Source organism: Streptococcus sp. oral taxon 056 str. F0418, assembly GCF_000220065.1.
Taxonomy (GTDB): domain Bacteria; phylum Bacillota; class Bacilli; order Lactobacillales; family Streptococcaceae; genus Streptococcus.
Genome location: NZ_AFQU01000001.1, coordinates 983,397 through 998,128, shown reverse-complemented (window position 1 = coordinate 998,128; position 14,732 = coordinate 983,397). Strand labels below are relative to the sequence as shown.

General features: G+C 39.0%; 17 protein-coding genes. 14 read left to right on the top strand and 3 right to left on the bottom strand.

The window, feature by feature from the left end:
- Nucleotides 1-7 precede the first annotated feature (7 nt).
- The 3 genes from ytpR to HMPREF9182_RS04925 are packed head-to-tail and all read right to left on the bottom strand — an operon-like array spanning nucleotide 8 to nucleotide 1,251.
- A complete protein-coding gene (gene ytpR / locus HMPREF9182_RS04935) occupies nucleotides 8-634 on the bottom strand; it encodes a YtpR family tRNA-binding protein (protein ID WP_009754370.1) in 627 nt (208 codons plus the stop codon).
- 15 nt (nucleotides 635-649) lie between these two features.
- Nucleotides 650-967 carry a thioredoxin family protein gene (locus HMPREF9182_RS04930; protein WP_009443106.1) on the bottom strand — a complete coding sequence of 106 codons (318 nt, stop codon included), beginning with the start codon at nucleotides 965-967 and terminating at the stop codon, nucleotides 650-652.
- Complete coding sequence (locus HMPREF9182_RS04925; protein WP_009754634.1) at nucleotides 964-1,251, bottom strand: DUF4651 domain-containing protein; 288 nt, start codon at nucleotides 1,249-1,251, stop codon at nucleotides 964-966. Before HMPREF9182_RS04925 ends, HMPREF9182_RS04930 begins: the two co-directional genes overlap by 4 nt.
- A gap of 193 nt (nucleotides 1,252-1,444) precedes the next feature.
- Here HMPREF9182_RS04925 and HMPREF9182_RS10810 point away from each other — a divergent pair, with 193 nt between their 5' ends.
- From HMPREF9182_RS10810 to HMPREF9182_RS04860, 14 genes are all read left to right on the top strand, one after another.
- Entirely contained in the window at nucleotides 1,445-1,801 is a 357-nt protein-coding gene (locus HMPREF9182_RS10810) for a response regulator transcription factor (RefSeq protein WP_009443408.1), read from the top strand.
- 29 nt (nucleotides 1,802-1,830) lie between these two features.
- Nucleotides 1,831-2,121, top strand: coding sequence for a winged helix-turn-helix domain-containing protein (locus HMPREF9182_RS10805; RefSeq protein WP_218015422.1), 291 nt, complete (start codon nucleotides 1,831-1,833; stop codon nucleotides 2,119-2,121).
- An 89-nt stretch (nucleotides 2,122-2,210) separates the two neighbouring features.
- Entirely contained in the window at nucleotides 2,211-3,125 is a 915-nt protein-coding gene (locus tag HMPREF9182_RS04915; protein ID WP_009754982.1) for an ABC transporter ATP-binding protein, read from the top strand.
- On the top strand, nucleotides 3,125-3,904 hold the full coding sequence (locus HMPREF9182_RS04910) for an ABC transporter permease (protein ID WP_009443957.1): 780 nt from the start codon (nucleotides 3,125-3,127) through the stop codon (nucleotides 3,902-3,904). The genes HMPREF9182_RS04915 and HMPREF9182_RS04910 overlap by 1 nt, the downstream gene beginning before the upstream one ends.
- Nucleotides 3,905-3,934: 30 nt before the next feature.
- Nucleotides 3,935-4,744: a membrane protein gene (locus tag HMPREF9182_RS04905; RefSeq protein ID WP_009754657.1), complete on the top strand. Its 810-nt coding sequence runs from the start codon at nucleotides 3,935-3,937 to the stop codon at nucleotides 4,742-4,744.
- Between the two features lie 90 nt (nucleotides 4,745-4,834).
- Nucleotides 4,835-5,770 carry a sensor histidine kinase gene (locus HMPREF9182_RS04900; protein WP_009443144.1) on the top strand — a complete coding sequence of 312 codons (936 nt, stop codon included), beginning with the start codon at nucleotides 4,835-4,837 and terminating at the stop codon, nucleotides 5,768-5,770.
- 35 nt (nucleotides 5,771-5,805) lie between these two features.
- Nucleotides 5,806-6,873: a glutamyl aminopeptidase gene (gene pepA / locus HMPREF9182_RS04895; protein ID WP_009443389.1), complete on the top strand. Its 1,068-nt coding sequence runs from the start codon at nucleotides 5,806-5,808 to the stop codon at nucleotides 6,871-6,873.
- A 457-nt stretch (nucleotides 6,874-7,330) separates the two neighbouring features.
- Nucleotides 7,331-9,301, top strand: coding sequence for an ABC transporter substrate binding protein (locus HMPREF9182_RS04890; RefSeq protein ID WP_009754666.1), 1,971 nt, complete (start codon nucleotides 7,331-7,333; stop codon nucleotides 9,299-9,301).
- Nucleotides 9,301-10,104, top strand: a complete 804-nt coding sequence (locus HMPREF9182_RS04885; RefSeq protein ID WP_009443917.1) for an ABC transporter ATP-binding protein — start codon at nucleotides 9,301-9,303, stop codon at nucleotides 10,102-10,104. Before HMPREF9182_RS04890 ends, HMPREF9182_RS04885 begins: the two co-directional genes overlap by 1 nt.
- A 161-nt stretch (nucleotides 10,105-10,265) precedes the next feature.
- Complete coding sequence (gene groES, locus HMPREF9182_RS04880; protein WP_009754877.1) at nucleotides 10,266-10,547, top strand: co-chaperone GroES; 282 nt, start codon at nucleotides 10,266-10,268, stop codon at nucleotides 10,545-10,547.
- 23 nt (nucleotides 10,548-10,570) lie between these two features.
- Nucleotides 10,571-12,193: a chaperonin GroEL gene (groL, locus tag HMPREF9182_RS04875; RefSeq protein ID WP_009755059.1), complete on the top strand. Its 1,623-nt coding sequence runs from the start codon at nucleotides 10,571-10,573 to the stop codon at nucleotides 12,191-12,193.
- Nucleotides 12,194-12,467: 274 nt separating this feature from the next.
- On the top strand, nucleotides 12,468-13,232 hold the full coding sequence (locus HMPREF9182_RS04870; RefSeq protein ID WP_009443723.1) for an epoxyqueuosine reductase QueH: 765 nt from the start codon (nucleotides 12,468-12,470) through the stop codon (nucleotides 13,230-13,232).
- Nucleotides 13,233-13,392: 160 nt separating this feature from the next.
- A complete protein-coding gene (locus HMPREF9182_RS04865; RefSeq protein WP_009443180.1) occupies nucleotides 13,393-14,037 on the top strand; it encodes a deoxynucleoside kinase in 645 nt (214 codons plus the stop codon).
- Nucleotides 14,037-14,708 carry an HD domain-containing protein gene (locus HMPREF9182_RS04860; RefSeq protein ID WP_037602721.1) on the top strand — a complete coding sequence of 224 codons (672 nt, stop codon included), beginning with the start codon at nucleotides 14,037-14,039 and terminating at the stop codon, nucleotides 14,706-14,708. The genes HMPREF9182_RS04865 and HMPREF9182_RS04860 overlap by 1 nt, the downstream gene beginning before the upstream one ends.
- Nucleotides 14,709-14,732: the final 24 nt, after the last annotated feature.

The window sequence follows — 14,732 nt, the reverse complement described above, 5'->3', positions numbered from 1 at the left end:
TATATTTTTATCCCTGCCAATGTCTGGCTGGATCAAAAGCGGTACCGACAGTCTCTGTATCAGAAAGTTCGATAATGCCACGTTTTTGAGGGGCATTTGGTAGTTGTAGCTCACGTGGGCTACACATCATACCGAAGCTTTTTTCACCACGCAACTCACCAGGGAAGATAAGATTACCTTTTGGCATCATGGCTCCAGGTAGGGCGACGATGGTCTTTAGTCCTACTCGAGCATTAGGAGCGCCAGCAACGATTTGAACAGTTTTGTCTGCAGCAACTTGTACTTGGCAGATATTGAGATGATCGCTATCTGGATGTGCCACCATTTCAACAATTTCTCCGACAACAAATTTTGGTTTATGGTCATTGATAAGTTCCTCAGCGAAACCTTCTTTTTGTAACTCTTGATTGAGTTTTGCCACATCTTGGTCGGTTAGAGTCACTTGACCAACTTGGTTGATGTCTAAGTATTCAGATACTTGAAAAATATTCCAAGCAATCGTTTGTTGTGTATCTTCTCGGAAGATACGTGTAACATTTCCTTTGCGTTCAAAAGTCACTTTTGCTCCCTCATTGTCAGCGACAATGACCATCAAAACATCCCCAACAAATTCTTTGTTATAAGTAAAAATCATTTCTCTCTCCATTTTTTATAATAAGGTTGCTAAAAAATCATTAATTTCCATTTTCGTTTTTCGATTTCGATTGACCAGGCGACCGATTTCCTGTCCTTTTTCTAGCACGACTAAGCTAGGGATTCCATAAATATCCCAGCTTTTTGCTACCTCTAAATAAGCATCACGATCTACTTGGACAAAGGTGAAACTCGGATTTTCTGCTTCAATATCTGCTAGAGCAGGCTGGATAAAGAGGCAATCTCCACACCAATCTGCCGTGAAGAAGAACACGACTTTATTTTCTGAGTGGATATAAGTTGCTAGCTCTTCTATGCTTTCAGGAATAATCATGCTTCCTCCTCGTAGCTAAGTTGCCCCATTTCATAGACAAAAGTAAAGTGTCGGTCGTCTTCTAGAACGACTCCTCCTACCAAACGATCATTGTTTGATTCATAAAGCTGGACATAGACTGTTGCAATCTTTCCCTGGCTTGCAAAGAAGTTACGAACGAGTTCAACAATTTCTTCTCGTTTTTTAGTTTGCTCTTGTTCTTGTACTATTTTTCTAGCTCCAAAAGCAAGTGCACCTGCTCCTAAAAGAGCAGCAGTTGTTAAAATGATTTTTTTAGCTTTCATGACAATATTTTAACACAAAAAAGAAGGAGGAACAATGACAAAGATAGAAATCAAGGATAGTAAATTTCTCTAATAGACAAAATAACAAGACACCTTGATTTGAAATGGAAAGAAACGAACTTGCAATACTTTGGTCTTATATTTCGTTGTTTTTTACTGTGTTTTTCCTTATAATAACATCAAGGAGGCGACGATGATGATTCGTATTTTAATTGTCGAAGACGATACTGATATCAACCAACTGTTGGCCAAGATGATGAAACAGGCAGGTTATCAAACTATCCAAGCTTTTTCAGGTACGGAGGCCCTTTTGTTGGCTCAACAAGAAATGGTTGATCTTGTATTGCTAGATTTAATGTTGCCGGGGATTTCGGGAGAAGAGGTGTTAAATCAACTTCGTCAGGTTTATCAGCTTACCTGCCCTATTCTGATTTTATCTGCTAAAAGTTTTTGGGCGATAAAGTCTACCTTTTTTCTCTTGGGGCAGATGATTATATTACCAAACCTTTTGAGCCGATGGAGGTGCTGGCACGTGTGCAGGCCAATTTGAGGAGAGGGCAAGTTAACATAACAAAAACTGTGCTTGAATATAAACGTCTCACTCTCTATCCAGACTCTCGCCAATTGTTGGTCGATGATAAGGAAGTTATACTAACCGCTCATGAGTTTGATATTTTGCAATTATTGATGAGTCAGCCTGATAAGGTGTTTTCGCGTGAGCAACTTTATCAGGCTGTATGGAAGGACGGTTATTATGGTGAGAATAATACAGTAAATGTTCACATCAGCAACATTCGTAAGAAATTAAAAGAACAGTTACCTGACGAAGTTATTCAGACTATCTATGGGATTGGTTTTAAATTAGTTTAAATCTTTACGACTTCTTTATTTTTTCTTTATGACTTATTAAAAACCTATTCGTTACAATGATATTATCAAATAGGATAAAAGGAGAAACCATGAATAAATCAATCATTGCAACTGAGCATTTGAGTAAGCGTTATGGAGCTTTTGAAGCGCTTCGTGATATTTCGCTGGCAGTTCCTCAAGGTAGTATCTATGGTTTAATAGGAGATAATGGCGCGGGGAAAACAACCTTATTTCGTATCCTAGCTGGACAGCATTTCCCTAGTAAAGGAAATGTCTTTCTCTTGGGGCAAACCGGAAAGGAATTGTCCATAGCTCGTAGCCGAATGGGATTTTTAATTGAGAAGCCTGTCTTTTTCCCAAACATGACTGTTGAACAAAATATGCGTTACTATGCCATTCAAAAAGGTATTCCTCAAGATAAGCAAGCAGTAACGTTGTTAGAGACGGTGGGGCTATCAGAGAAACGAAAAGAGAAAGCTAGCGCCCTTTCTTTGGGACAAAAGCAACGTCTGGGTTTAGCCATTGCTTTATTAGGCGATCCACAGGTGTTAGTACTGGATGAGCCGATCAATGGTCTCGATCCGAGTGGTATTATTGAGTTTCGTCAGCTGCTCCATCGATTGAATCAAGAAAGAAATATAACGATTCTAATTTCTAGCCATATTCTATCGGAACTACAGCAAATTGCCACTCACTATGCTTTTATTAGTAAGGGAGAGTTATTGGAGTCAATTAGTGCGGAAGCTCTTCACCAAAAGTGTTCTAATAGCATTGAGATGACGCTTTCTGATTTAGCTAGTTATACATTTCTTTTAGAGCAAAGGGATGCTGATGAGCAATTCACGGTCTTTGCAAATCAGCGATTAGTCATTTATCATCCACGACATCGTCCAGAGTTTTACAGCAAACTTGCTGCGGAACATCAGATTTATATTAGTAGTCTACGGACGTTAGAAATGAAGCTAGAAGACTATTATATGAGTTTGAAAGAAGGGCGAAAATAATGAGAAATTATATAAAAAGTGAGTTTTACCGCCTTTTCCATAGTAAAATGATTTATTTGTTCACCTTTGTGTTGAGTCTAAGTGGTTTGCTTATAAATATTCTTTTATGTATGATGGGGTCTGATTCACATTTTCAATACAATACTCTGTCTTTCTCCTTGTCTAATCTAGTGGCAAATCCGATGCTTTTTCTTTTTATGGCTATGCTTTTTACCATGCTATGTTACGAAGGAGAGCAAAAGTTAGGCACTTTGAAAAATCCACTAGCTTACGGTATTTCTTTTATAAAAATATTTTTTGGGAAGACAATCGTTGTGACCACTGGAGCTACTTTGTCTATGCTGACAGTCTTATCTGTATATATAGGAAGTGCTCTTGTTTTATTAAAGCATAGTGGGCCAGTGTCACTGATTGATATTATTATAGAAGTTCCAGCTGTTTTTTTGCTAGCTGTAGCGGCTATCCTTTCAACAATTTTTTTCTCCAGTTTTTTTGAAAAAACCTCGATAGTTTTTATCTGTCTTTTACTGTTTTGGGGATTGATACCAAGTTTTTTACTTAATATTGGCTTAGGTTTTCGTTGGAAAGTGCTAATTGAATTTGCTAATTGGTTACCACAGAATTTCTTTTCTACAGAGGCGATTGTTAATACTCAAAATAGTCAAACTTTATGGGGAGCTGGAGCTGGATTTGCTAAATGTGTGATTGCTGGTATTTTCTGGAGTGTTTGTTTTATTCTACTAGCTTTCAGTTATCTGAGGAAGAAAGATATCGGCTAGTTTATCCTTAGCTTGTGTGGAGGTTTTACGATGTTAAATTTTATAAAAAGTGAATGGTATCGACTATCTCATAAAAAATCCATATGGCTGGTGGCTATTTTACTACTTGTTTTGGCATTTCTTCAATTAGAAATGCTATACTGGATTCCGAACAGACCTAATCTACACTTGGTATTGTATCATAATGAATTTCATGATGCATATAATACTCTAGCCAATCAAGCCTTTTGGTTTTTGGGTCTTTCTGCTGGTATGACGCTCTTTTTGTACGAAGAAAGTTACAAGGCAAGAGCGCAGTTGCCAACTTTGTCATTTGGGATTTCACCTTTAAAAATTATATTAGGAAAATGGTTCACCGCTTCTATTTTTAGTTTCATTGCTAGTGTTTGGGTGAGTAGCGTCTATCTCTTATTGGTACCAATAATTCTAAAGCCGGATTCGGAACCGCAGGTTACTAGCTTAGCTGAGTTAATCTGGGAACTTCCTTTACTGATACCTCTGATAATGGCTAGCGTAGCTACCATTCTCTTCTTCCTTGAATGGACACAAAAAATAATACTGACTGTTCTAGCTTGGGCGGGTCTATGGCTTCTTATTCCTTCCATTTTAGAGATGTTTGGATATCAGAATTCTTTGTTGAAAGTTATTTCTTCTTGGATGCCTCTTGTTTTCTTGCGTTTTGGAGGTGTTGACTTTAGTAATCCGAATCAGACGCCTATTTTTGAGTTTATTTGGAATCGATCTGACGGTATTTTGAAGTTGTTGAGTTCAGGTTTTGGTATTAGTCTGCTTCTGATAGGGGGTGCCTTGATTTTTCTGGCACCAAAAGATTCACGATAAGACCAGTTTTATTGAAATACAATTTTCTTCTTCAAATCAAATGATTGTGGGAGAAACTTATTTTTGATTTGTATCATTAAAGGAGAGATCATGCTCTATTTTCTTTCTTTACTTGCCTCTTTCATAGCTGTATACTTTGGCTTCCGCTACTATAGTTTAACCGCCGGCTTGAAGAGGCTTTCTACTGAGCTAAAGATGATGGAAGATAGTTTGGGACAGCCTCAGACACTGAAACTTTCTATGCCAGATAAATATTTGGCCGACTTTCTAATATCTTTAAATCACTACCTGGCCCAAGTGGAGCAACATGTCCTTTATTCTAAGAAAAGAGAGCTACGCTTTCAAAAGCAGATTGAAAATATTAGTCATGATTTGCGAACTCCTTTAACAGTGATAGTTGGTTACTTGAAGTGGATGCAAGCAAATGAGCAAGAGCAAGCTGTAGATGAGGAGTTGGTAAAAAATCTCGCCGTTCTGACAAATAAGGCAGAAAGCATGAAATCTCTAGTAGAGCAATTTTATGACTATGCTCGCCTTCGATCGTCAGATTACCAGATTCATCTGAAAAAAGTGGATCTTGCTCGTGTTTTAAAAGAAAGTTTGCTTGGACATTACCAGCTTCTGGAGGCGGCGCAGCTATCGGTTGATATAGATATTCCGGACTCCGCAGTTTATGTTTCGGCAGATGAAAATAGTTTAGAGCGTATTTTTAATAATCTCTTACAAAATGCAGGCCGCTATGCAGATACTTTTTTAAATATCCGTCTATCTATTCAGAAACAGCAAGTTTGCATATCTTTCCAAAATAATAGCCAAACACTACAAGAAGAGGATGTTCCTTATCTTTTCGAAGAATTTTACATGAAGGACTCTTCCCGTCACCAAGTGGGAACTGGTCTTGGATTAGCAGTTGCTCGTCAGTTAGCCGAGGTGATGAATGGGAGTTTGAATGTCATTGTCTTAGATAAAAGTGAAAAAGGATTATTGCTTCATTTTGAACTTATTTTTCCTATCCATCCTCTCTAAAAAGTGATAAAATAAAGGACAGAAAGAAGGTAAATATGTCAGATTTGTTTTCAAAGATTAAAGAGGTAACAGAGATTCCTGCAATTTCAGCTTACGAAGGCCCGGTACGGACCTACTTGCGTGAAAAAATGGCGCCTCATGTGGATGAGATGCTAGTAGATGGCCTTGGTGGTCTTTTTGGTGTCAAGCATTTAGAAGAAGCAAATGCTCCGCGCGTACTAGTAGCAGCACACATGGATGAAGTTGGCTTTATGGTTAGTGAGATCAAGCCAGATGGAACTTTTCGTGTGGTGGAAATTGGTGGCTGGAATCCTCTTGTAGTGAGTAGCCAGCGTTTTAAGCTGTTTACACGAGAAGGACAAGAGATTCCTGTGATTTCAGGTTCAGTGCCTCCCCACTTTTTGCGTGGCGCAGGTGGCTCTCCAACCTTGCCACAAGTTAGTGATATTGTCTTTGACGGTGGTTTCTCAAGCAAAGAAGAAGCAGAAAGTTTTGGAATCCGTCCTGGTGATGCTATTGTCCCAGATAGCTCTGCGATCCTGACGGCCAATGGGAAAAATGTCATTTCCAAGGCTTGGGATAATCGCTATGGTGTCCTTATGGTTAGTGAGTTGGTACAGGCTTTATCTGCTCAAAAACTTGACAACGAACTTTATGTTGGTGCAAATGTCCAAGAAGAGGTTGGCTTGCGTGGTGCACATGCTTCAACGACAAAGTTTGCTCCAGAACTTTTCTTTGCGGTTGATTGCTCTCCTGCAGGAGATATCTATGGTGGGCAAGGCGCGATTGGTGAAGGAACGTTGCTGCGTTTTTATGATCCAGGTCACCTTATGTTACCCAATATGAAGGATTTCTTGCTAACCACAGCAGAAGAAGCTGGCATAAAATATCAGTATTATTGTGCCCAAGGTGGAACAGATGCTGGCGCAGCTCATTTACAAAATGGAGGGGTACCGTCTACGACCATCGGGGTATGCGCACGCTATATTCACTCTCATCAGACGCTTTATGCTATGGATGACTTCTTGCAAGCACAAGCTTTCCTACAAGCACTGGTGAAGCGCTTGGATCGCTCGACAGTTGATTTGATTAAACAGTATTAATAACTAAAACTATACAACACGAAAGCAGCTCACCCTTTTAGGAATAGGAGCTGTTTTTCAATTAAAAGCAAGGAAAGAATGAACGTATTGTTTCAAAAATTTTCAGAAATTTCACAAAAAGTATTGACATTGTTTAAAATTAAGGGTATAGTATTAAACAATCACAAACAAGGAGATGTAAAATGGTTAAACAGACGTCATCATTGGCAATGAAATTAAATACCTACTTTTACTTTAGTTTCTTTAGATAGACGTTTGTAGCCGATAGGATACAAACGTCACCCCGTTTGTATCTAAGAAGCTAAAGCATTTTATGTTGAGTCCAGCTGATTAGATACCTATTCTAATTGACTGGATATAAAGTACAGATATTTCGTATATATGAATACTTAAAAGTCAATTAGAATACAGTCTAATTGGCTTTTTGTTTTTGAAAAATTTTTAAGAGGAGAATGGGATGAAAAAAATAATCATATCTTTTGTAAGTTTGATGGTGGCAATGCTTGCTTTGGTCGGATGTGCTACGTCAAACGATAGCAAAGAGCAGGTTCGTATCGGAATTTTACAGTATGTGGAGCATGATGCTCTATCTGGGGCTCGAAAAGGGTTTATCGCTGAGCTAGAAGAGCAAGGCTATGCAGATGGTAAAAATATTCGGATTGACTATCAAAATGCGCAAGGGGAACAGTCCAATTTACAAACAATCGCTGAAAAGCTCTTATCCAAAAATGATCTTGTATTAGGTATTGCGACTCCAGCGGCTCAAGCATTGGCAAACTTATCTACCAAAACTCCAATTTTGTTTACAGCAGTTACGGATCCTGTTTCCGCAAAATTGGTAGCTTCGATGGAGCATGTTGGTGGTTTAGCGACAGGGACGAGTGACCGATCACCTGTTAAAAAGCAGGTGGAATTGTTAAAAAAAGTCCTACCCAATCTGAAAAAAGTCGGAATCATGTATACGACGAATGAACGTAATTCAGAAGTTCAGGTGGAAGAGGCTGAAGCAGTCTTTAAAGCTGCAGGAATTGAGACCATAACCAAAGGAATCTCATCTACCAATGATGTGCAAGATACAACTAGAAGCTTGATGAGTCAGGCAGAGGTCTTGTTTATACCAGCGGATAATACGATTGTATCGGCTATTAATTTGGTAACAGATTTATCGAAAGAAATGAAAGTTCCTGTAGTAGGGGGAGCTGTTGATGTGGTTGATGATGGAGTCCTATTTACCTACGGTGCTGACTTTGAAGCGCTTGGACGCCAAACAGCTAAACTAGCTATTCGGATTATGAACGGTGAAAAGGTTGGTGATATTCCTGCCGAACAGCCAGAAGTTTTAAATGTTGTTGTGAATGAAGAAATGGCTAAATCTTTGAATATTGACATTACTCCTATTCTTGAAGAACAAAAAGCTAGCCAGTCCGCTAAGCAGACTAATAAAACTACTACTACGAAAAAAACGAATGATTCGAAAGCTTCTACTATGAAAAAATCAGGTTCAGCGCATTCTTCGAATAGTTTCTTAGATATTATACTTTCGGCTTTATCACAGGGCTTGCTCTGGTCTATTATGGCTATTGGTGTTTTTATAACGTTTCGTATCTTAGATATAGCTGATTTGACTGCTGAGGGATCTTTTCCGCTTGGCGCAGCAACGACAGCTCTCCTAATCGTCAAAGGAGTCAGTCCACTTTTAGCAACGATTGCTGGATTTGTATCAGGAATGATTGCAGGTGCAGTATCTGGTTTCCTTCATACCAAGATGAAAATTCCAGCCCTTTTGACGGGGATTATCACTCTTACAGCCTTATACTCTGTCAATCTTCTCGTTTTAGGAAGCTCTAATGTCTCTCTTTCAGGTCAGGCAACATTGGTGAGTGGATTGATGGAGCTACTTCATTGGCCTAAAACTTATACAGTTATTTTATTGGGAATTGGTTTTGTGAGTTTGGTTATTTTCTTGCTGATTCTCCTTCTTAATACTCAGCTTGGATTAGCCTTGAGAGCTACAGGTGATAATCTAGCTATGGGAGAGGCTAACGGTATAAAGGTGGATCGCATCAAGATTTTTGGTTATATGATTTCAAATGGATTCATCGCTCTGGCGGGCTCGCTTTTGGCACAAAATAATGGCTACGCTGATATGAATATGGGCACAGGAACGATTGTAAATGGTCTTGCTTCCATTATCTTGGCAGAGGTCATTGTAAAATATCTTCCCCTAGGAAAACGTCTCTGGTCCATTGTTTTGGGCTCCATCTTGTATCGTTTGGTACTCGTTATGATTCTTGCTATGAATGTGGATGCTCAGATGCTCAAATTAGCTTCTGCTATTCTTCTAGCTCTTATCCTTTATGTGCCAGAAATTCGTAATAAATTAAAGATTAAACCCAATAAGACCTTAATATCTGGAGGTGATGCATAATGGCTTTATTAACATTAAACAATCTATATAAGACCTTTGAAAAAGGTAGCATAAATGAAAATCCAGTGCTCCGTGGCTTAGATCTAGAAATTGAGCAGGGAGACTTTATCTCCGTGATCGGAGGAAATGGAGCTGGAAAGTCAACGCTCATGAACTCGATTGCAGGCGTTGTAGAAATTGATGATGGAGATATTCTTTTAGATGGAGAGTCTATCAAGAAAGCTTCTGTATCAGATCGTTCAAAAGATATTAGCCGTGTCTTTCAAGATCCACGCATGGGAACTGCTACAAATTTGAGCATTGAAGAAAACATGGCTATTGCTTATCGCCGAGGTAAGAAGCGCAGCTTTTTTAAAAGATCTATTACAGAAGAAGAGCGAGATTTATTCAAAAAGGAGTTAAAACATTTGGGATTAGGATTAGAAAATCGGATGAAGACAGATGCTAATTTCCTATCGGGAGGTCAGCGTCAAGCTCTTACGTTGGCTATGGCTACCTTGGTTCGCCCCAAAGTTCTCTTGCTGGATGAACATACTGCTGCACTTGATCCTAAAACGAGCGATATGGTAATGAATTTGACTAGAAAAGTCGTAGAAGAACAAAAGTTGACGACATTAATGGTGACCCATAATATGGAGCATGCAATTGAGTATGGAAATCGTTTAATTATGTTGTTTCAGGGCAAGATTGTTGTGGACGTAAAGGGAGAGGAAAAGAGAAGACTCACGGTATCCCAGCTGATGGATCTTTTCCATAAAAATAGCGGTTATAGGCTAAACGATGATGCCTTGGTTTTAAGCTAATCATTAAAAGAAACTGGCTAATTTTATCAGTCAGTTTTTGTCATTTTTGTAGATGAATGAGTATTTTTTTCTTGACTAATTCTGACCAAGTGATAAAATAATAACTATAGATTAGCACTCGAAAGTTCAGAGTGCTAAAATTTAATCTTTGGAGGAAAATTATGCTAAAACCATTAGGAGACCGTGTGGTCTTGAAAGTAGAAGAAAAAGAAGAAAAAGTTGGTGGTTTTGTTATCGCGGGAAACAGCCACGCTGCGACTAAGACAGCTACAGTCATCGCAGTCGGACAAGGCATCCGCACTTTAAGTGGTGAATTAGTATCACCATCCATCAAAGCTGGAGATACAGTTCTTGTTGAAAGCCATGCAGGTGTAGAGGTTAAGGACGGAGAAGAAGCTTATCTCTTGGTTAGTGAAGCCAACATTCTGGCAGTTGTCGAATAAGATTAGAAAAGAGGAATAATATTATGGCAAAAGATATTAAATTTTCAGCAGATGCAAGAAGCAGTATGGTTCGTGGAGTCGATATTCTAGCAGATACTGTCAAGGTAACCTTGGGCCCTAAAGGTCGTAATGTCGTTTTGGAAAAATCATTTGGCTCACCTCTTATCACAAATGATGGTGTAACCATTGCTAAGGAAATCGAACTGGAAGACCATTTTGAAAACATGGGCGCTAAGCTGGTGTCAGAAGTTGCTTCAAAAACTAATGATATCGCTGGTGACGGAACAACAACAGCAACTGTTTTGACTCAGGCTATCGTCCGTGAAGGGATTAAAAATGTGACGGCTGGTGCTAACCCAATCGGCATCCGTCGTGGAATTGAAGCAGCTGTTGCGACAGCGGTTGAAGCTTTGAAGTCTAACTCTGTGCCGGTTTCTAGCAAAGAAGCTATTGCTCAGGTTGCTGCTGTTTCTTCTCGTAGCGAGAAGGTAGGCGAGTATATCTCTGAAGCTATGGAAAAAGTTGGTAAAGACGGTGTTATTACCATCGAAGAGTCCAAAGGAATGGAAACAGAGCTGGATGTAGTTGAAGGAATGCAGTTTGACCGCGGCTACTTGTCTCAGTACATGGTAACCGACAATGAAAAAATGGTTGCTGAGCTAGATAATCCTTATATCTTAATTACAGATAAGAAAATCTCTAACATCCAAGAAATTTTACCTTTATTGGAAAGTATTTTGCAAAGCAGTCGTCCGCTTCTCATTATTGCAGATGATGTAGATGGTGAGGCTCTACCAACATTGGTCCTTAACAAAATTCGTGGAACCTTTAATGTTGTAGCTGTCAAGGCGCCTGGCTTTGGTGATCGTCGCAAAGCTATGTTGGAAGATATTGCTATCCTGACAGGAGGTACGGTAATCACGGAAGATCTTGGTTTAGAGCTTAAGGATGCAACGATTGAAGCGCTTGGACAAGCATCGAAAGTTACAGTTGACAAAGATAGCACTGTGATTGTCGAAGGTTCTGGAAATCCAGAAGCTATCGCTAATCGTACAGGAGTTATCAAATCCCAAATTGAAAGTGCTACATCAGAATTTGACCGTGAAAAGTTACAAGAACGTCTGGCTAAATTGTCCGGTGGTGTGGCAGTTATCAAAGTTGGTGCTGCAACTGAAACCGAACTTAAAGAAATGAAGCTTCGTATCGAAGATGCTCTCAACGCCACTCGTGCAGCCGTAGAAGAAGGTATCGTCTCAGGTGGTGGTACTGCCTTTGTGAATGTTTTGGGTGCAGTAGCTGCTCTTGAGCTAACAGGCGATGAAGCAACAGGACGCAACATCGTTCTTCGTGCCTTGGAAGAGCCTGTTCGTCAAATTGCGTTGAATGCAGGTTATGAAGGCTCAATTGTGATTGACCGTCTGAAAAACTCTGAAGCTGGTACAGGATTTAATGCTGCAACTGGCGAGTGGGTTAACATGATTGAAGCTGGAATCATTGATCCAGTCAAGGTGACTCGTTCAGCCTTGCAAAATGCCGCTTCTGTCGCTAGTCTTATCTTGACTACCGAAGCAGTAGTAGCAAATCAACCAGAACCAGCTAGCCCAGCTCCAGCCATGGATCCAAGCATGATGGGCGGTATGATGTAATACAGCAAGATAGTGAGAGGCTGGGATAAAGGTCCTAGCCTCTCAATTGTCTTTGGATTGTCGAGCAAGACGCAGTGGTTGAGTGGGCTCTATTACGCTGATTTCATTAGCTTTTACAGCCCTACTCAACTGTGCGGAGGTGGGACGACGAAATCGAATTCTAACGAATTACCGATTTCTGTCCCACTCTCTTTTATTCTAGAATCATTTTAATCAAGATTGTTTGAGTCAGTTTTCTATGGTAGAATAGAATGAGAAACTAAAGGAGCGGCTTATGATTGATGTAGAAGAAATTTTGAACAAGATGAATCCCAATCAGAAGATTAACTATGATCGTGTTATGCAAAAAATGGTTCAGGTCTGGGAGAAGGAACAGAAACGTCCAACAATTTTAATGCATACCTGCTGTGCCCCATGTTCAACTTATACTTTGGAATATCTTAGCCAGTTTGCTGATGTAACGATTTATTTTGCTAATTCCAATATTCATCCAAAATCAGAATATCAGCGTAGAGCTTATGTTACTCAGAAGTTCGTTAGTGATTTTAATGAAAATACAGGCTACAATGTTCAATATTTAGAGGCGCCTTATGAACCACAGGAATTTTTCAAAAAGGTGCGTGGTCTGGAGAAGGAACCTGAAGGTGGCGATCGTTGTAAAGTCTGCTATGACTATCGTTTGGATAAAACTGCTGAGGTAGCGGTAGAACTAGGTTTTGATTACTTTGGAAGTGCATTGACGATTAGTCCTCATAAAAATTCTCAGACCATTAATAGTGTCGGTATTGAGGTGCAAAAAGTCTATGCGACTCATTATTTGCCGAGTGATTTTAAGAAAAATCAAGGGTATAAGCGCTCTGTAGAGATGTGTGAGGAATATGATATTTACCGTCAATGTTATTGCGGTTGTGTCTTTGGTGCTCAGGATCAAGGCATTGATCTTGTGAAAGTTAAGAAAGAAGCTACAGCTTTTATGCTAGGAAAAGATTTGGAGAAAGATTATTCTCATATCAAATTTACAGTAGTGCATGAAGAATAAATGTAGATGCCTGATCAATAGACGATGATAGTCTTTTGATTAGGTGTCTTTTTATAATAAGATAAATTGTCTTGACGAACAAAATATAGTATGATATTCTTTTTAAAGATACAATATATAGTGTTTTTGTAACAAGTAGTTTTGGAGGTACGGAGCTATAGTGATTATTTTAGCAGGTATGATTGGTGTAGGGAAAACAACCTATACTTATCGTTTAGCCGAAGAGTTAGGAACACAGCCTTTTTTTGAGCCAGTAGAAGAAAATCCTATTTTAGATAAATATTATGAAGACCCAGAACGATACGGTTTTGCGTTGCAAATCTACTTTTTGAATAAACGATTTAAGATGATTAAAGAAGCTTATCATGATGATAACAATATTCTAGATCGTTCTATTTATGAGGACGCACTTTTTACTTATATCAATACCTTGACGGGTAGTATCAGTGAACAAGAATATAATATTTATCTTGAGCTACTAGATAATATGATGGAAGAAATTCAGGGATTGCCGAAGAAAGCGCCAGACCTATTGATTTACTTGGACGGCAGTTTTGATCACATCATGAATAATATTAAAAAACGTGGTCGTTCTTATGAGCAACCAAATGAAGAAAATGGCTTGTTGGATTATTACCAGTTGTTGTATAAACATTATCAGGATTGGTATGATCATTATGATTATAGTCCCAAAATGAAAATTAGTACGGATCAATTAGATATTTCAAATCCAGAGGACTGGAATCAGGTTTATAAGGAAATTCAGCAGCAAATGGAGCTTATTGGATTAAACTCCAAAAAGTAATGGTGGAGAATAGAATGTCTGACACAAAAAAACGTATTTTACAAGAGGCGCGCGATTTTGTCTATCGAGAATTGAAGGACGACAGTAGTGGTCATGATTGGTGGCATATCGTTCGAGTTGCTAATAACGCTGTAGCTATCGCAGAAAAAGAAGGTGCGGATCTATTTATTTGTGAGTTGACGGCGCTTCTTCATGACATTGCTGATGGAAAGTTAAATGAAAGCGAGAAAGCTGGTCTACAAAAGGTTGAACAGTGGCTTATATCGCACAAGGTTTCCGAAAGTGACAGAAACCACATTTTGGATATCATTTCAAAGATGTCCTTTAAAGGTGGAAAATCTGAAGCCACTGTCTCTAGTATAGAAGGGAAAATTGTCCAAGATGCGGATCGACTAGATGCGATTGGAGCTATTGGTATAGCTCGAGCAATGGTGTATTCCGGACATACAGGTCGACCTATTCATGATCCAGGTTTAAAGACAAGAAAAACGATGACTTTAGAAGAATACCGTAATGAGAAAAGCTCTGCTATTATGCATTTTTACGAAAAATTGCTCAAACTAAAAGATGGGATGCATACAACCGCTGCAAGGGAGCTCGCAGAAGGACGGCATCGTTTTTTAGAAACGTATTTAGAAGAATTTTATGATGAGTGGGACGCTAGAAAATAAAAACTCCTGAGAATTTGTTCTCAG